This window comes from Streptomyces sp. NBC_01439 (genome assembly GCF_036227605.1).
In the GTDB taxonomy this organism is placed as follows: Bacteria; Actinomycetota; Actinomycetes; order Streptomycetales; family Streptomycetaceae; genus Streptomyces.
This window is the reverse complement of record NZ_CP109487.1, coordinates 7,675,001-7,692,921: the sequence shown is the minus strand read 5'-3', so window position 1 is coordinate 7,692,921 and position 17,921 is coordinate 7,675,001. Positions and strand designations below refer to the sequence as shown.

Below are 17,921 nucleotides of genomic sequence, written 5' to 3'. Positions count from 1 at the left end.
GTGGGCCTGGCCCGGTACACCCCAGGCGCGCGTTACGGTCGATGATGCCCCGGCAGCGTGATCCATAACGCGCGGGGGGCGTGCGTGACGAGGAGCGCGCGCCGGTTTGGCCGAAGGGCGCTTCGGCACATTCACTTGGCAAGTCGCGGTATGCAAATTCCGCTTCGACTTTGCCTCGTTGGGATAACCGAAGCTTTCCAGCCGAGCCCCCATCCGGTAACCTCCGAGGTCAGCGCGACATGTTCGCGCGCAGCCGCCATGAACGTCATGTCAGCGGGTCCGGTAAGCGCCTTGCCGGCAATAGGCGGGACAGCTAGCCGAAACACTGCGTGAACACATGTCGTATAAACTCCGCAAACGAGGCAGAGAGTTGGCGCGCGGCCATTGCCCCTCGGCCCCCCTCTGGCCCCAGAATGCGAGTCCGCACCTGCCCCCGTTCCACCGGTCTCCCAAGTGAGAGGCGACCCACCATGCCGCTGCATGTCCCTCCGGCTCCCGCGCCCGCCCTGCGCAGCGTCCTCGCGGCACTCGGTTCCCCCACCGCCGTCCACGAGGCGCACACCCCGGCCCTGCGCGCGATCCAAGGGCCGCTGACCGCCGAACTCCCGCTTCCGGTGCACGTCCTCGACCGGCTGGGCATGTCCAACCTCGCGGCCGGCGGCAGGCCGCCGCGCACCCGGCTCACGGGCTGGCGGTTCCTGATCCGCAGCGGGGACCGCTACGTCGCGGCGGCCGACACCCGGCTGACTCCCGACGGCTGGGTCTTCTCCCATTTCTTCGAGGGCCCCTACGTCGCGGCCACCGAACGCGCCCTGCGTCAGGCGGAGTCCCTCACCACCGGCTACCAGCCACGGCTGCTGTCGGTTCCGGAGCTCTACATGCTGACCCTGTGGCTGCACGGGGCGGTGGGCGCGGACGCCGCCGCCGGGCTACCGGCCGGCGAGGACCTGCTGGTACCCCTCGCCCCGGCCCCGCCCGGCATCGCCGCGCACCGGCCGCATCCGGTCTCCGAGCTGCTGCCCGTACTCACCCGTCGGCTCACCCCGACACCGACGGCGCCGCCCCCCTCCCTGGCCGCACCCGCCGCCTGACCTGAATCACTCATTCGGCCTAGTCCACCCGGGCCACTCGCGAACCATCCGAAATGACAGGGGAGTTGGCCTGAACCGCCCGCACGAGTGATGCGTCATCAATCTGTGAGGACGGCTGCCGGGAAATACCTGCGAAGCGGCTGTCATGGAGGAAGACTGATGACACGCTCCCCGCGGGTGCGGGGATGACCCAGGGGGACGGCCATGAATCACGCATCGAGCCGTAGCACACAGACCACACCGCAGCGAAAGAACGCATCCATGTGCCAGCACCAGCCAGCCTGCCCGTCAGCCGAATCCGCCGACCGGGAGGCCGCGCGCCCGGTGGCCAACCACCCGGAGCAGGGCTGGAGCCTGCTGTGCAATGGCGTCCTCCTCTTCGAGGACACCGGTGAACTGCTGCCGGACGGCCAGATCATCGCCCCGCACCGCCCGCTCGCGGCGGCCTAGGCGAAGCCGTCCGGTCGACCGTAGCGAACGACGAAGGGGCTGGTCCGGGAGATTCTCCCGGACCAGCCCCTTCTTCATGCCGTACGACCGTCATGCGGCGGTCGTACGACGCGGTACACCTCAGGCGTCGTACTCGTCCAGCGGCGGGCAGGAGCACACCAGGTTCCGGTCACCGAAGGCACCGTCGATGCGGCGCACCGGCGGCCAGTACTTCTCGGCGGCCGTGACCCCGCCCGGGAAGACGGCCTCGTCCCGGGTGTACGGGTGGTTCCACTCGCCGCCCAGCGCCGCCGCGGTGTGCGGGGAGTTCGCCAGCGGGTTGTCGTCCACCGGCCACTCACCGCCCGCGACCCGTTCGATCTCACCGCGGATGGCGATCATCGCGTCGCAGAAGCGGTCGATCTCGGCGAGGTCCTCGGACTCCGTCGGCTCGATCATCAGCGTGCCGGCGACCGGGAAGGACATGGTCGGCGCGTGGAAGCCGTAGTCGATCAGGCGCTTGGCGATGTCGTCGACGCTCACGCCCGTGGCCTTCGACAGCGGCCGCAGGTCGATGATGCACTCGTGCGCGACCAGGTTGCCCGGGCCGGTGTAGAGCACCGGGTAGTGCGGCTCCAGGCGCTTGGCGATGTAGTTGGCGCCGAGCACCGCCACCTGGGTGGCGCGCTTGAGGCCCTCGCCACCCATCAGGCGCACGTACGACCACGAGATCGGCAGGATGCCCGCCGAACCCCACGGAGCGGCCGAGATCGGGCCGACGCCCGTCTCCGGGCCCGCGGTCGGCTGGAGCGGGTGGTTCGGCAGGTACGGGGCCAGGTGCGCCCGGACACCGACCGGGCCGACGCCCGGACCGCCGCCGCCGTGCGGGATGCAGAAGGTCTTGTGCAGGTTCAGGTGCGAGACGTCGCCGCCGAAGTGACCCGGCTTGGCCAGGCCCACCAGGGCGTTCAGGTTGGCACCGTCGACGTAGACCTGGCCGCCGGCCTCGTGCACCTGGGCGCAGATGTCGGCGACGTGCTCCTCGAACACACCGTGCGTCGAGGGGTACGTGATCATCAGCACGGCGAGCTCGTCACGGTGCTGCTCGATCTTGGCGCGCAGGTCGGCCGTGTCCACCTCGCCGTCATCGGCGGTCTTGACGACGACGACCTTCATGCCTGCCATCACGGCGCTGGCGGCGTTGGTGCCGTGCGCGGAGGACGGGATCAGGCAGACGGTGCGCTGCTCGTCGCCGTTGGCCCGGTGGTAGGCACGGACGGCCAGCAGGCCGGCGAGCTCGCCCTGGGAGCCCGCGTTCGGCTGGATGGAGACCTTGTCGTAGCCGGTCACCTCGCAGAGACGTTCCTCCAGCTCGGTGATGAGCGTGAGGTAGCCCTCGGCCTGCTCGACCGGCGCGAAGGGGTGCAGCTGACCGAATTCGGGCCAGGTCACCGGCTCCATCTCGGTGGTCGCGTTGAGCTTCATGGTGCAGGAGCCCAGCGGGATCATGCCGCGGTCCAGCGCGTAGTCCTTGTCCGAGAGCCTGCGCAGGTAGCGCAGCATCGCGGTCTCGGAACGGTGCTGGTGGAAGACCGGGTGCGTCAGGTACGCGTCCGTGCGCAGCAGGCCCTCGGGCAGCGTGTCGACCGTGGTCGTGTCCAGCGCCTCGATGTCAGCGGTGACGCCGAAGGCGGCCCAGACGGCCTCGATGTCGGCGCGCAGGGTGGTCTCGTCACAGGCGACGGAGACGAGGTCGGCGTCCACCTGGAACAGGTTGACCCCGCCCTCGCGGGCGGCGGCGACGACCTCGGCGGCACGGCCCGGCACGCGGGCGGTGATCGTGTCGAAGTACGAGCCGTGCACGATCTCGACCCCGCCGGCCGTCAAACCGGCGGCGAGCAGGGTGGCGTAGCGGTGGGTGCGGTTCGCGATCGTCCGCAGGCCGTCCGGGCCGTGGTAGACGGCGTACATGCCAGCCATGACGGCGAGCAGCACCTGCGCGGTACAGATGTTGCTGGTGGCCTTCTCCCGGCGGATGTGCTGCTCACGGGTCTGCAGCGCCAGACGGTAGGCCTTGTTGCCGTCCGCGTCCACGGAGACGCCGACGAGGCGGCCGGGCAGCGAGCGGGCGTGCTTGTCCTGGACAGCCATGTAACCGGCGTGCGGTCCGCCGAAGCCCATCGGGACGCCGAAGCGCTGGGTGGTGCCGACGGCGATGTCCGCGCCGAGCGCGCCCGGGGAGGTCAGCAGGGTCAGCGCGAGCAGGTCCGCGGCGACGGCCACGATGGCACCGAGCTCGTGGGCCTGGTCGATGACGGGCTTGATGTCCCGGACGGCACCGGAGGCGCCGGGGTACTGGACCAGGACACCGTAGATGCCGCGCTCGGCGACCTCGGCCGGGATGCCGGCGGACAGGTCGGCGACGACGACCTCGATGCCGATCGGCTCGGCGCGGGTCTCGATCACGGCGATCGTCTGCGGCAGCGCGTCGGCGTCCACCAGGAAGACGTTGCCCTTGGACCGGCCCACGCGGCGGGCCAGGGTCATGGCCTCGGCGGCCGCGGTGCCCTCGTCGAGCAGCGAGGCGCCCGAGGTCGGCAGGCCGGTCAGTTCGGCGACGACCGTCTGGAAGTTCAGGAGCGCCTCGAGGCGGCCCTGGGAGATCTCCGGCTGGTAGGGCGTGTACGCCGTGTACCAGGCCGGGTTCTCCATGACGTTGCGGAGGATCACCGGCGGCGTGAAGGTCCCGTAGTAGCCGAGACCGATCATCGGGGAGAGGACCTGGTTGCGGTCGGCGAGCGAGCGCAGCTCGGCCAGCACCTCGGCCTCGGTGCGCGCCTCGGGCAGGTCGAGCGCCTCGGCGGTCTTGATCACATCCGGGACCGCGGCAGCGGTCAGTTCGTCCAGGGAGCCGTAGCCCACCTGGGCGAGCATCTTCGCCTGCGCCTCGGCATCCGGGCCGATGTGGCGCTGTTCGAAGGGGATGCCTCGCTCCAGCTGGGAGAGCGGAATGCGGTTGGCGGTCATGTACGGAGGCCTCCTGGTCGTATGACCTGCGAGGGGCACCACGGCGCGGGCACCCGGACGGCCTCCCCCTCTGTCATCTGCACCTGAGAGTTTCACCGGAGTCACGGGGGTCTCCCGAGAGTTCCGGCTTTCACCGTCGGTGAGGAGGGGGACCGGCACTGCACGCCCGGTACCCGCCCTGCTTTCCAGAGTGGCCTCGTCCGTGCGGTACGTATGCCTGAGAGATTCCGGGGAGGATTTGCTCCTTCGGCGCCTCCGTCACGTTCACTCGGAGGACTCTCCCGCACAGGGTCGACAGCCGTTCACCAGCGTACCAGCGAGGATCTGGACCCTCCCCGAGTGGCCTCCGCTGCGGATATGCACTTCTGTAGTCATTACGGAGCAGTTGCGACCTTTTGGAGGGACCGTGCAGACCGACATCGATCCGCGCAGCCTGATCGGCCGCAAGGCGTTCGACCGCAATGGCACCAAGATCGGCACGATCGACGAGGTCTACCTCGACGATGCCACGGGCGTCCCGGAGTGGGCCGCGGTCCGGACGGGACTCTTCAGCCGGGACGCCTTCGTCCCGCTGGAGCCGAGCGAGCTGGTGGGCGACACCCTGCGGGTGCCCTTCGAACGCGCCCTCATCAGGGACGCCCCGGACTTCGGGGTCGGGCGCCACCTCTCCCCCGAGCAGGAGCTGCAGCTCTACCACCACTACGGGCTGGACACGACCCTTCCGTCGGACTTCGACCGCGACTTCGGCCGTCTGGCGGGTGACGAGAACTAGGGGTCAGGGCCGCTCCCCCACGAGCGGCAACGGATCGGACGGCTCCAGCTCGGGGTCGTCCACCCGGAAGGTCCGCACCCGGCCGGGCTCCGATCCGGGCTGCTCGAACCGCACGGTCACCCGCCCGACCCCGCTGCCCTGCACCCATCCGGGCCCGTACACGGCATGTCGCACGTCGCTTCCGGCCGTCCAGCGCCGTTCGGGGGCCGGCTCCGGCTCCCCGAGTGGCTCAGCGACCCCCCGGGCGCCCTCGGCCGCCGTCTCGACGGCGCCGCCCGCCAGCGCCTCCCCTACGGCCCCGACCGTCCTGTCCGCTCCGTCAGCACTGTCAGTCCCACCAGTCCCGTCAGGCCTGCCAGTCCCACCAGACCTGTCACTGCCGTCAGCCCTGTCAGTCCCGTCCGACTCAGCGGCGAGCGACTGCGCGAACAGGTCCTCCTGCGTGTAGTCCGCCAGCCCGCTCACCCCCACGCCCAGCAGCCGCACCCCGCCCGTGGTGTCCACGCCCTCCAGCAGCCGCCCCGCCGCCTCCCGCACCACCGCCGGGTCGTCCGTGGGCCCCCGCAGGGTCTCGGAGCGGGTCAGCGTGGAGAAGTCGTACCGCCTCACCTTGAGCACGATCGTGCGCCCCGAGTGCCCCGAGTCCCGCAGCCGCTGCACGCACCGGTCGGCGAGCCGCTGCACCTCGCCGCGGATCCGTACCCGGTCGTGCAGGTCCACGTCGAAGGTGTCCTCGACCGACACCGACTTCGCGTCCCGCTCCGCGACCACTCGCCGGTCGTCCAGCCCGAGGGCCATCCGGTACAGCCCGGCACCGGCGGAGCGGCCGACCATCCGGACCAGCTCGTCCTCCCCGGCCTCCGCCAGCTCCCCCACGGTCGTGATCCCGGCCCGGCGCAGGTGCTCGCCCGTGGCCGGCCCCACCCCGGGCAGGGTCCGTACCGACATCGGCGCGAGCAGCTCGCGCTCGGTCCCCGGCTCGATCAGCAGCAGTCCGGCCGGCTTGGCCTCCTCGGAGGCCACCTTGGCCAGCATCTTCGACCCGGCCAGCCCCACCGATCCGCTGAGCCCCGTGGCGGCCCGGATGTCGGCCCGCAGCCGCTCCCCCGCCTCCCGCGCACTGCGCGAGTCGAAGGCCACCCCGCCCGCCTCCAGGTCCACGAAGGCCTCGTCCAGGCTCAGGGGCTCCACCAGGGGCGACAGTTCCCGCAGCATGGCCATCACCACGTCGCTGACCTGCCGGTAGAGGCTGAAGCGGGGGACCAGGTACGCGCCGTTCGGGCAGAGCCGGCGCGCCTGCCCCATCGGCATCGCGGAGTGCACCCCGAAGCGCCTGGCCTCGTACGAGGCCGTGGCGACGACCCCGCGCGGCCCGAGGCCGCCGACGATGACCGCCTTGCCGCGCAGGCTCGGCTTCGACGCCTGCTCCACGGAGGCGTAGAAGGCATCCATGTCCAGATGCAGGATGGTCGGCGCGGCTCTCACAGCCCGATGCTGCCCTACGCCACTGACAATGCCCCGGATCGGGTCAGACGGCCCGGTTGCGGCGGGCGGCCAGCTCGTCCGTCGGGTTGTGCCGCACCAGGGTCTCGCCCGTGTCCACGCGCTCCCCGTGGAGCTGCGACAGCGCGCTCTCGACGTCGCGCCACACCACGCCCACGGCAATGCCGAAGACGCCCTGCCCGCCCTGGAGCAGGCTGACGACCTGGTCCGGCGAGGTGCACTCGTACACGGTGGCGCCGTCGCTCATCAGCGTCATCCGTTCGAGGTCCGAGAGCTCCCGGTCGTGCAGGTGCTGGACCGCCGTGCGGATGTTCTGCAGCGCCACCCCGGTGTCCAGGAAACGCTTGACGATCTTGAGGAGCACGACGTCGCGGAAGCTGTAGAGCCGCTGCGTCCCCGCCCCGTGGGCGGCCCGCACGCTGGGCTCCACCAGCCCGGTCCGGGACCAGTAGTCGAGCTGCCGGTAGGTGATGCCGGCCGCGGCGCACGCCGTGGGCCCGCGGTATCCGATCTGCTCGGGCTCCGGGTCCGCGCCCACCGGTCCGACCGGCGTCGACTCCGGCTGACGGCGCGCAGCACCGACCGAACCGCCGTGCAGCGGGTACGGCCCAGCCTCACTCCGTGCGGGGGTGCCCCCGGTCGTACCGTCGCCCGTGATCCTCACGCCGACCCTCCGTCCTTGACCTGCCCACCTCGAAGGTAGGCAGTCACCAGGGGTGCGTCAACGATCGCCACACTCGGCACGCCGAGTGATAATCACCCTGAGAGTGGTTTCCCGTATCCCTTTGCGTGGAAAGGCTAATCGAATGGCCTGAGGATCCCCGAGGACGACGCGGCCGACACCTCACTGCGGGCCGGTGCCGAAGTCCTCCGGTGAGATCTGGTCGAGGAACTCGCGGAACTTCTCCACCTCGTCCTCCTGCTCGTCCGGAATGGCGATTCCGGCGTCGTCCAGCACGCCGTCACTGCCGTAGATCGGCGTCCCCGTCCGCAGGGCGAGGGCTATGGCGTCGGAAGGACGCGCACTCACCTCGACCCCGCTGGCGAAGACGAGCTCCGCGTAGAAGACGCCCTCCCGCAGATCCGTGATCCGGACCTCGGTGAGCTCCTCGCCGATCGCCTCCAGCACGTCCTTGAACAGGTCGTGCGTCAGCGGTCGAGCAGGGGCCATCCCCTGCTGCGCGAAGGCAATGGCGGTCGCCTCCCCTGGACCGATCCAGATGGGGAGGTACCGGTCGCCTCCCACTTCACGCAGGAGCACGATCGGTTGGTTGGAGGGCATTTCCACCCGGACACCCACAACGTCGAGCTCGTTCACACAGTAACCCTAGGACCTGCTCGACAGGTTTGGGTAGTCGGGCCCCCCACCTCAGGGCAGTCGGACCCCGAGAGCGGTCTGTACGAACGCCTCGTGGAGCCGCACGGACAGTCCCGCGAGCTCCTTCAAAGTGGCCTCCGCATGGGCCCTCGTCTGCGGATTGCGGTGCCGGCGCAGCGGTGCCACCACCTGCTCCACCAGCCCGGCCTCGCGGTCCGCGGCGGCCTTCATCGCACGCAGGTGCCGCGGCTCCAACCCGAAACGGCCCAGGTCGGCCACCAGTCGGGCCACCGTCACCGCCTCGGCGTCGAATCCGCCGTCGGCGCCTTCGGCCAGCAGCCCGTACGACTCCCACTCGACCAGCTGCACCTCGTCCACCCCGGCGGCCGCGAGGAGCTCGGCCCGGCCCACCCGGGCCACGGTGGGCCGCTCCTGTCCCGCTTCCCCGTAGACGGCCGCCGGTCCGGCAGGATCGGTGGCGTCCCCGTGCGCGGTCGGTGCCGGAATGCGGATCTGCTCCCCGCGGGCGAGCGCGTCGAGCTGCTCGCGGATGACCTTCAGCGGTAGGTAGTGGTCGCGCTGCAGGCGCAGGATCCGAGCGAGCCGCTCCACGTCTTCGGTGCTGAACTTGCGGTATCCCGAAGGTGTGCGCCGGGGCTCGACGAGTCCCTCCGCCTCCAGAAAACGGATCTTCGAGATGGTGACTTCGGGGAATTCGTCACGCAGCGTGGTGAGCACCGTGCCGATGCTCACCAGCCGCCCGGCCGGGCCGGCGGTGCCGGCGGTGCCGGCGGCGCCACTCCTCGGGGCACCGCCGGTCGGGGTACGCAGCATGGAACCTTCCCTTTGAGGGTCAGATGCCCCGCAGGCTCGCGTAGAAGACCAGCCGGTACTTGCCGATCTGCACCTCGTCGCCGTTCTGCAGGGCGACGGAGTCGATCGGTTCACGGTTCACGTACGTGCCGTTGAGGCTGCCGACGTCGGCGACGGTGAAGCCGCCCTCCTGGCCCCTGCGGAATTCGACGTGCCGCCGGGAGACGGTGACGTCGTCCAGGAAGATGTCGCTCTGCGGGTGGCGGCCGGCCGTGGTCAGCTCACCGTCCAGCAGGAAACGGCTCCCGGAGTTGGGACCGCGCCGCACGATGAGCAGAGCGGAACCGGGGGGCAGCGCTTCCACCGCGGCCTGCGCCTCGGGGGACAGCGAGGAGGACGACACGTGCGGTTGTCCGGACACCTCGGCCTCGTAGGCCTCGAGGCCCGAGATCGAGATCGTGGACGTGGTCTCCGAGGCACGCTCCGGCGTCAGACCCGCCCGCAGCGGCGCACCGCAGTTCGAGCAGAACCGACTGGCCGCATCGCTGCGGTGTCCGCACCTGCTGCAAATCTGCTCGGCCGACATGGACGGCTCCTCGCGCCGCGGCTGCCCCGCGGATGCATTGGTGGCATACGGGTCGGGGGCAAACCCTCCACCCGCACTTGAGGTTGATGGTCCACCGAAACCTATGCGTCCGGTACCAGCAGGGTCAACAGCCGACGCGCCGGGGGCACCCGAAACATCCCCCGCGCCGGCGACCTCGTCACGGAAGAGCGGCCGGTCGCCCTGCCCTTCCGCCTCACCGTGTCCGGCGCGGTGCCGTGCCGCGCCGCCTTCCTCACGGTTCTTCTTGCCGAACAACTTCTCAAACAACTTCACGGGCGATTCCCCTTGACTGAAACAGACCCGCCCGTGGGGCAGGACGAACTCCGAATGCAGACACCTGCCGACCCGGACATTCTGACAACGTCCGTAACCACCAGACAGTTTCCACCACGCACCGCGACTTCGGTGCGCCGACCCCCCGCAGGCATCCGCCCGCGTGGGCCGCTCGACCCTTCACTCCGATTCATCACGATGACGACCGAGCGTAGTCAGGCTGCTTCGCAGCCCGCAAGGCATCCACAACGATCTTCGCCGACCGTGTGACGGCGACGGTGGCCTGCTCCTTCTCCAGCGTCTGGACGACACCGCCGGGGATGTTCAACGCGGGCTCCAGATCCTGGGGCTTGCCGATGACCTTGAATTCGTAGGGTTGTGTGATCTTCTTGCCGTCGATGGAGACCCCGCCGTTCTCGTCCGAGAAGTACGAGCCCGCCACGATGCGCACGCCGTTGATCTGGATCGCCTCGGCCCCCGCCGCCCGCAGCTCCTGAAGCGTGTCCAGCAACTGGTCGGACTGCACCTGACCCGTGAGATCCGTGATCTTCAGCGTGATGCCCGGTCCTTGGGCTGCCACCGTACCGGCCAGGATGCCGAGTTGGCGTTCCTTCTCGACCGTCTGCTTGCGGGCCTCCTCGGCCTGGTTGGAGCTGCTCTCCAGTTCCTTGCGCTGGTCCTCCAGCCGCTGCTTCTCGTCCTCCAGGCGCTTGGTCCGTCCGTCGAGCTCGTCGAGGATCCGTACGAGGTCCTCCTGGCGGGCCCCGCGCAGCGCGCTGGAGTCGCTGTTGGACCGGACCTGGATCGCGAGTCCCAGCCCCAGGACGAACAGCAGCAGCGCCACAATCAGTTGGGCGCGGCTCACCCGCGGTGGCCACAGCCCGGCCGCGAGCCGCTGCCGACCGGTCTCCTCCGGCTGCCCCGGTACCTCCTTGGACGGCTCCGACGCCTCCTGCGGTTCCGGCGACTGCAGGGGTCGTGGCGACTTCGGGGGCTCCGAGGACTGCGCGGGCCGCAGGGACTCCGGAGACTGCGGGGTCCCAGGTGCCCTCGGGGGCTGCGGCGTCTTTGGAGGCTGCGGCGCCGTCGGGGGCTGCGGCGCCGTCGAGGGCTGCGGGCCCTCCGGAGACTTCGTGGGCTCCGGGGCCTTCGGGGGCTCCGGCGGCCGGCCCGCGCCCCCCTGCTCCTCGGGGCTGTCGTTCGTGCTCATCGGCCTCACGCCCGGAACACGTGCCGGCGGATGGCCGCGGCGTTGGAGAAGATGCGGATGCCGAGGACCACGACCACACCCGTGGACAGCTGCGAGCCGACCCCGAGCTTGTCACCGAGGAAGACGATCAGCGCGGCCACGACCACGTTCGACAGGAACGACACCACGAAGACCTTGTCCACGAAGATGCCGTCCAGCATCGCGCGGAGGCCGCCGAACACCGCGTCCAGCGCCGCCACCACGGCGATCGGCAGATATGGCTCCACCACGGCCGGCACTTCGGGCCGGACCAGAAGTCCGGCCACCACTCCGGCCAAGAGGCCCAGTACCGCGATCACGATGCACCCTTCTGCTGCTCTGCCGGTGTAGCTGTTCGTACGGTCAGACTCGATGCGGCCGGCAGCCGCAGGTCGTCCGCCGGGGACAGGGCGTAACGGATCCCGTAGCTCTCCTGCAACACGTGCAGGTACTGTCCGTCCGCCGAGTCCTGGAAGGCCGTGCCGAGCCGTTTCTTGTCCCCCACCGCCAGCACTTCATACGGCGGCACCAGCGGCCTGTTGTCGACCAGTATCGCGTCACCCGCGGCCCTGATCGCCGACAGTTCCGTCAGCCGCTGCCCGTTGATGGAGATGGCCTCCGCCCCGGACTGCCAGAGCCCGTTGACGATCTTCTGCAGGTCACGGTCGCGGAGTCGGCCGGTGTCCGAGAAACCGGAGCTCTCGCGCGGTTTGCCACCACCGCCCGAAGACGCGCCCTTCGCGTCGTCCACCACCAGTTTGATCCCCGGCCCGTGGACCTCCGTGGCACCCGCCAGCAGGGCCACGAGCTCGCCCTGGCCCCCGCCGGGCTGCTTCAGTGCCGCACGCTGGCGGCCCGCGACATCGGTCCTGAGGCGGTCGATGTCACGCTCCAGGCCGTGCGCGCGGTCGTCCGCCCGCTCCACCCGGTCGATCAGTTCCTGACGCTCCTTGGCCAGCACCGGCGCGGCTATCTGCGCCTCGGCCGCACCGAGCGTGACGACCATGGCGGTGACGACGAGCCCGGCGGCGAGCCCCAGTTTGGCCTTGAGGGTCCGCGGCAGACCCGCCGTACCCTCCGCCTCGCGCCGGGCCGCCGCCTCCGCGTAGCCCTCGTCGAGACTGTGGTCCATCACGTGCGTCAGCAGCGACATGGAAGCGTCCGGGCGCGCGGGCACAGGAGACGCCGAAGTCCGGTTGTGGGGCGGCTGCGACATGCCGCACATCGTCGCATGTCGGCAGCACACTCACCCAATGCGTCCATCCGGTGGGCCGGGCCGGCACTCCCCGCGCCCGGCCCACCGGACTTCCGCGCTACGTCATCGCGTGCCGGGCACTCACTGCCCGGCGCCCTCCACGACGCCCGCCCACTCGTCGAGCAGGGCCTGCGCGGTGCCGCCGTCGGGGCCCTCGGCCCACAGGTGGGTCACCGCTTCCGCCGGGTCCGGCAGGACCAGCGCCCACCGTCCGTCGGCCTCGACCACCCGCACCCCGTCCGTGGTGTCCACCTGCCGGTCACCGGCCGCCTCCACGACCCGCCGCATGACGAGCCCCTTCACCGCCCACGGCGTCGAAACGTCCCGCTTGAGCACGTGGGCCCGCGGGATCCGGGCGTCGATCTGGCTCAGCGTGAGCTGTGTGCGCGCCACCAACCCGAGCAGTTGTACGAAGGCGGCCGAACCGTCGAAGACGCTGCTGAACTCGGGAACGATGAAGCCGCCCTGGCCGTCGCCGCCGAAGATGGTGTTCTCCGCGCGGCCCACCCGGGTCAGGTCGTCGGGCGAGGTCGTCGTCCACTCGACCTGTGTGCCGTGGTAGGCCGCCACCTGCTCGGCCACCCTGGTCGTGGTCACCGGCAGCGCGACCTTGCCGCTGCGCTTCTCCGCGGCCACCAGGTCGAGCATCACCAGGAGCGCCCGGTCGTCCTCGATGATCCGCCCGCGCTCGTCCACCAGCGAGATCCGCTCGCCCACCGGGTCGAACCGCACCCCGAAGGCGGCCCTCGCGGAGGCCACGATCTCTCCCAGCCGCACCAGCCCGGCCCGCCGGGATTCCCTGGTCTCGGTCGGCCGGGACTCGTCGAGCCCGGGGTTGATCGTCAGCGCGTCCACACCGAGCCGGCCCAGCAGGCTGGGCAGAACCAGTCCGGCGCTTCCGTTCGAGGCGTCCACGACCACCTTGAGCCCGGCATCGGCGATGCCGGTGGTGTCCACCCGCCGCAGCAGCGAGCCGGTGTAGGCGTCGAAGACGCTGCCCGGGAACTGCAGGTCTCCGATCTCTCCGGGGAACGCCCGCCGGTACTCCTGGCGTGCGTAGACCCGGTCCAGCTTGCGCTGTCCCTGGAGCGAGAGGTCCGCTCCCCGCTCGTCGAGGAACATGATGTCCACCGAGTCGGGCACACCGGGCGAGGTCCGTAGGACGATCCCGCCGGCGCTGCCGCGCGCGGTCTGCTGCCGTGCCACGGGCAGCGGTACGTTCTCCAGGTCTCGTACGTTGATGGCGCTGGCCTGGAGCGCGGAGATCACGGCCCGTTTGAGCGCCCTGGCGCCTCGGGAGTGGTCACGGGCCGTGGTGACAGTCGCCCCCTTCTTCAGGGTCGTGGCGTACGCGCCGGCGAGCCGGACCACCACTTCCGGGGTGATCTCCACGTTCAGGATTCCGGAGACCCCGCGCGCGCCGAACAGGTGCGCCTGGCCGCGGGACTCCCAGATAACCGACTCGTTGACGAAGGCACCGGCCTCGATCGTCTTGAAGGGGTAGACCCGCACGTTCCCCTGGACGATGGATTCCTCACCGATGAGGCACTCGTCGCCGATGACGGCGCCGTCCTCGATCCGCGCGGCCCGCATGATGTCGGTGTTCTTCCCGATGACGCAGCCACGCAGATTGCTGTGCGGTCCGATGTACACGTTGTCGTGGACGACGGCCCGGTGCAGGAAGGCCCCGCTCTTGACGACGACGTTCGACCCGATGACGGTGTGCTCGCGGATTTCCGCGCCGGCTTCGACCTTGGCGTAGTCCCCGATGTAGAGCGGCCCGCGGAGCACCGCGTCGGGGCTCACCTCGGCCCCTTCGGCGATCCACACCCCGGGGGAGATCTCGAAGCCGTCCATCTCGATCTGGACCTTGCCCTCGAGCACGTCGGCCTGCGCCTTGACGTAGCTCTCGTGCGTGCCGACGTCCTCCCAGTAGCCCTCGGCGACGTAGCCGTAGATGGGCCGGCCTTCCTTCATCAGCTGGGGGAAGACGTCACCGGACCAGTCGACGGAGACATCGGGATCCACGTAGTCGAAGACCTCGGGCTCCATGACGTAGATGCCGGTGTTGACGGTGTCCGAGAACACCTGCCCCCAGGTCGGCTTCTCCAGGAACCGTTCGACCTTGCCCGCCTCGTCCACGATCGTGATGCCGAATTCCAGTGGGTTCGGCACCCGGGTCAGGCACACCGTGACGAGGGCTCCCTTCTCTTTGTGGAAGCGGATCAGATCGGTGAGGTCGAAGTCGGTGAGCGCATCGCCGGAAATGACGACGAAGGCGTCGTCCTTCAGTGCCTCCTCGGCATTCTTGACGCTGCCGGCGGTCCCGAGTGGCTTCTCCTCATGGGCGTAGGTGAGCTCCATTCCGAGCTCTTCGCCATCCCCGAAATAGTTCTTGACGAGTGACGCCAGGAACTGCACGGTGACCACGGTCTCGCTGAGCCCGTGCCGCTTGAGCAGCCTGAGCACATGCTCCATGATCGGCCGGTTGGCCACCGGCAGGAGCGGCTTGGGCATGCTCGACGTCATGGGGCGAAGACGCGTGCCCTCGCCACCGGCCATCACGACGGCCTTCATGTCGGAAGAGTCCTCCTTGGGAGACGACAGTCGTGCCGACCCTCGCCCGTCTCGGTCGGTGACTCCGCGACTCCTCCGCGTCATCCGGCGCCGGGCGGGCTCAATCGGCCGTGGTGTCAGCCTTCACCAGACGGCGGACTTGAACCACGTAAAGGATTCCTGCCCACCAGTAGAGGGTTGTACCCCATACAGCGAACGCCCATCCGAAAACTGACGCCAACCAGGCCAACCAGCCGCTTCCGTCACTGAGCAGCAGCAACGGAAACGCGTACATCAGGTTGAAGGTGGCGGCCTTGCCGAGGAAGTTGACCTGCGGCGGCGGATATCCGTGACGGCGCAGGATCCACACCATGACCAGCAACATCAGCTCGCGCGCCAGCAACGCTCCGGTGAGCCACAGCGGCAGAAGCCCGCGATAAGTCAGACCGAAGAGCGTCGACAGGATGTAGAGCCGGTCCGCGGCAGGATCGAGCAGCCGGCCGAGCTTGCTGATCTGATTCCAGCGCCGCGCGAGCTTCCCGTCGAGGTAGTCGCTGATCCCGCTGAGCATGAGGACGGCCAGGGCCCACCCGTCGTACTCCGCAAGGATCAACCACAAGAACAGGGGTACGCCGGCGAGGCGAGCCATGCTCAGGATGTTGGGAATGGTGAAAATTCGGTCAGTCTGAACCCGAGTCTCCTGGACCTCCACCCGGGGGCCTCCACTGTGACTGTAGAAATGTGGTCGTTCGATGCCTCCTGACCCTACAGGAGACCGCACACGTGTCCTGAACGCAGAAAAGCCCCGCACCGAACCCATAAAGGGCTGGTGCGGGGCTTCCGCAATAATTGTTCGGCGGCGTCCTACTCTCCCACAGGGTCCCCCCTGCAGTACCATCGGCGCTGAAAGGCTTAGCTTCCGGGTTCGGAATGTAACCGGGCGTTTCCCTAACGCTATGACCACCGAAACACTATGAAATTTAGAACGCTGGCTATCATCACAGCTGTTCGTTATTTCAGAACTAACACAGTGGACGCGAGCAACTGAGGACAAGCCCTCGGCCTATTAGTACCAGTCAGCTTCACCCGTTACCGGGCTTCCACATCTGGCCTATCAACCCAGTCGTCTACTGGGAGCCTTACCCTCTCAAGGAGGTGGGAATACTCATCTTGAAGCAGGCTTCCCGCTTAGATGCTTTCAGCGGTTATCCCTCCCGAACGTAGCCAACCAGCCATGCCCTTGGCAGGACAACTGGCACACCAGAGGTTCGTCCGTCCCGGTCCTCTCGTACTAGGGACAGCCCTTCTCAATATTCCTACGCGCACAGCGGATAGGGACCGAACTGTCTCACGACGTTCTAAACCCAGCTCGCGTACCGCTTTAATGGGCGAACAGCCCAACCCTTGGGACCGACTCCAGCCCCAGGATGCGACGAGCCGACATCGAGGTGCCAAACCATCCCGTCGATATGGACTCTTGGGGAAGATCAGCCTGTTATCCCCGGGGTACCTTTTATCCGTTGAGCGACGGCGCTTCCACAAGCCACCGCCGGATCACTAGTCCCGACTTTCGTCCCTGCTCGACCCGTCGGTCTCACAGTCAAGCTCCCTTGTGCACTTACACTCAACACCTGATTGCCAACCAGGCTGAGGGAACCTTTGGGCGCCTCCGTTACCCTTTGGGAGGCAACCGCCCCAGTTAAACTACCCATCAGACACTGTCCCTGATCCGGATCACGGACCGAGGTTAGACATCCAGCACGACCAGAGTGGTATTTCAACGGCGACTCCACAACCACTGGCGTGGCTGCTTCAAAGTCTCCCACCTATCCTACACAAGCCGAACCGAACACCAATATCAAACTGTAGTAAAGGTCCCGGGGTCTTTCCGTCCTGCTGCGCGAAACGAGCATCTTTACTCGTAGTGCAATTTCACCGGGCCTATGGTTGAGACAGTCGAGAAGTCGTTACGCCATTCGTGCAGGTCGGAACTTACCCGACAAGGAATTTCGCTACCTTAGGATGGTTATAGTTACCACCGCCGTTTACTGGCGCTTAAGTTCTCAGCTTCGCAACCCCGAAAGGTCACTAACCGGTCCCCTTAACGTTCCAGCACCGGGCAGGCGTCAGTCCGTATACATCGCCTTACGGCTTCGCACGGACCTGTGTTTTTAGTAAACAGTCGCTTCTCGCTGGTCTCTGCGGCCACCCCCAGCTCAAGCAGCAAGTGCTATCACCAGTGATGGCCCCCCTTCTCCCGAAGTTACGGGGGCATTTTGCCGAGTTCCTTAACCATAGTTCACCCGAACGCCTCGGTATTCTCTACCTGACCACCTGAGTCGGTTTAGGGTACGGGCCGCCATGAAACTCGCTAGAGGCTTTTCTCGACAGCATAGGATCATCCACTTCACCACAATCGGCTCGGCATCAGGTCTCAGCCTTATATGAGGGACGGATTTGCCTACCCCTCGGCCTACACCCTTACCCCGGGACTACCACCGCCCGGGCTGGACTACCTTCCTGCGTCACCCCATCGCTTACCTACTACAAGTCTGGTTCGTCGGCTCCACCACTTTCCTTTCCCCGAAGGGTCCGGAACGGCTTCACGGACTTAGCATCGCCTGATTCGATATTGGGCGTTTCAAAGCGGGTACCGGAATATCAACCGGTTGTCCATCGACTACGCCTGTCGGCCTCGCCTTAGGTCCCGACTTACCCTGGGCAGATCAGCTTGACCCAGGAACCCTTAGTCAATCGGCGCACACGTTTCTCACGTGTGTATCGCTACTCATGCCTGCATTCTCACTCGTGAACCGTCCACAACTAGCTTCCGCTGCTGCTTCACCCGGCACACGACGCTCCCCTACCCATCACAGCGGGCGTTGGCCCTATTGCTGCAATGACACGACTTCGGCGGTACGCTTGAGCCCCGCTACATTGTCGGCGCGGAATCACTTGACCAGTGAGCTATTACGCACTCTTTCAAGGGTGGCTGCTTCTAAGCCAACCTCCTGGTTGTCTCTGCGACTCCACATCCTTTCCCACTTAG

Annotated in this window: 14 protein-coding genes, 2 rRNA genes and 1 riboswitch (1 of these 17 cut by a window edge); of the genes, 3 read left to right on the top strand and 13 right to left on the bottom strand. The window is 68.1% G+C overall.

Going from position 1 to position 17,921, the window contains the following annotated elements; all coding sequences use genetic code 11:
* Positions 1-470 precede the first annotated feature (470 nt).
* Both OG207_RS35090 and OG207_RS35085 read left to right on the top strand, forming a co-directional pair.
* Complete coding sequence (locus OG207_RS35090) at positions 471-1,091, top strand: hypothetical protein (protein WP_329104270.1); 621 nt, start codon at positions 471-473, stop codon at positions 1,089-1,091.
* Between the two features lie 261 nt (positions 1,092-1,352).
* The gene (locus OG207_RS35085; RefSeq protein WP_030009772.1) at positions 1,353-1,541 is read left to right on the top strand and encodes a DUF5999 family protein; all 189 of its coding nucleotides are present in this window, start codon (positions 1,353-1,355) and stop codon (positions 1,539-1,541) included.
* A 120-nt stretch (positions 1,542-1,661) separates the two neighbouring features.
* Here the strand turns inward: OG207_RS35085 and gcvP are convergent, their stop codons facing one another.
* Entirely contained in the window at positions 1,662-4,547 is a 2,886-nt protein-coding gene (gcvP, locus tag OG207_RS35080; protein WP_329104268.1) for an aminomethyl-transferring glycine dehydrogenase, read from the bottom strand.
* A 195-nt stretch (positions 4,548-4,742) separates the two neighbouring features.
* Positions 4,743-4,841, bottom strand: a riboswitch (glycine riboswitch).
* Positions 4,842-4,953: 112 nt separating this feature from the next.
* Here gcvP and OG207_RS35075 point away from each other — a divergent pair.
* Positions 4,954-5,319, top strand: a complete 366-nt coding sequence (locus tag OG207_RS35075) for a PRC-barrel domain-containing protein (protein WP_329104266.1) — start codon at positions 4,954-4,956, stop codon at positions 5,317-5,319.
* A gap of 3 nt (positions 5,320-5,322) precedes the next feature.
* On the opposite strand, the gene OG207_RS35070 is transcribed toward OG207_RS35075, so the two are convergent.
* From OG207_RS35070 to OG207_RS35015, 12 genes are all read right to left on the bottom strand, one after another.
* Entirely contained in the window at positions 5,323-6,804 is a 1,482-nt protein-coding gene (locus OG207_RS35070) for a DNA polymerase IV (RefSeq protein WP_329104264.1), read from the bottom strand.
* 43 nt (positions 6,805-6,847) lie between these two features.
* Positions 6,848-7,486, bottom strand: a complete 639-nt coding sequence (locus OG207_RS35065; protein WP_329104262.1) for a MerR family transcriptional regulator — start codon at positions 7,484-7,486, stop codon at positions 6,848-6,850.
* 180 nt (positions 7,487-7,666) lie between these two features.
* Positions 7,667-8,140 carry a bifunctional nuclease family protein gene (locus OG207_RS35060; protein ID WP_030009777.1) on the bottom strand — a complete coding sequence of 158 codons (474 nt, stop codon included), beginning with the start codon at positions 8,138-8,140 and terminating at the stop codon, positions 7,667-7,669.
* 51 nt (positions 8,141-8,191) lie between these two features.
* Positions 8,192-8,974, bottom strand: a complete 783-nt coding sequence (gene ftsR / locus OG207_RS35055) for a transcriptional regulator FtsR (protein ID WP_329104260.1) — start codon at positions 8,972-8,974, stop codon at positions 8,192-8,194.
* A gap of 19 nt (positions 8,975-8,993) precedes the next feature.
* The gene (locus OG207_RS35050; protein ID WP_329108117.1) at positions 8,994-9,941 is read right to left on the bottom strand and encodes an FHA domain-containing protein; all 948 of its coding nucleotides are present in this window, start codon (positions 9,939-9,941) and stop codon (positions 8,994-8,996) included.
* A gap of 85 nt (positions 9,942-10,026) precedes the next feature.
* On the bottom strand, positions 10,027-11,043 hold the full coding sequence (locus OG207_RS35045; protein WP_329104258.1) for a DUF881 domain-containing protein: 1,017 nt from the start codon (positions 11,041-11,043) through the stop codon (positions 10,027-10,029).
* A 5-nt stretch (positions 11,044-11,048) separates the two neighbouring features.
* On the bottom strand, positions 11,049-11,381 hold the full coding sequence (locus OG207_RS35040; RefSeq protein WP_030010496.1) for a small basic family protein: 333 nt from the start codon (positions 11,379-11,381) through the stop codon (positions 11,049-11,051).
* Positions 11,378-12,286, bottom strand: a complete 909-nt coding sequence (locus OG207_RS35035; RefSeq protein ID WP_329104256.1) for a DUF881 domain-containing protein — start codon at positions 12,284-12,286, stop codon at positions 11,378-11,380. Before OG207_RS35035 ends, OG207_RS35040 begins: the two co-directional genes overlap by 4 nt.
* Positions 12,287-12,397: 111 nt before the next feature.
* Positions 12,398-14,893: a mannose-1-phosphate guanyltransferase gene (locus tag OG207_RS35030; RefSeq protein WP_329104254.1), complete on the bottom strand. Its 2,496-nt coding sequence runs from the start codon at positions 14,891-14,893 to the stop codon at positions 12,398-12,400.
* Positions 14,894-14,993: 100 nt separating this feature from the next.
* Entirely contained in the window at positions 14,994-15,584 is a 591-nt protein-coding gene (locus OG207_RS35025) for a CDP-alcohol phosphatidyltransferase family protein (protein ID WP_328791335.1), read from the bottom strand.
* Positions 15,585-15,723: 139 nt separating this feature from the next.
* Positions 15,724-15,840, bottom strand: a 5S ribosomal RNA gene (gene rrf, locus OG207_RS35020).
* Between the two features lie 78 nt (positions 15,841-15,918).
* Positions 15,919-17,921 (bottom strand): 23S ribosomal RNA (locus tag OG207_RS35015); it runs 1,121 nt beyond the window's last position.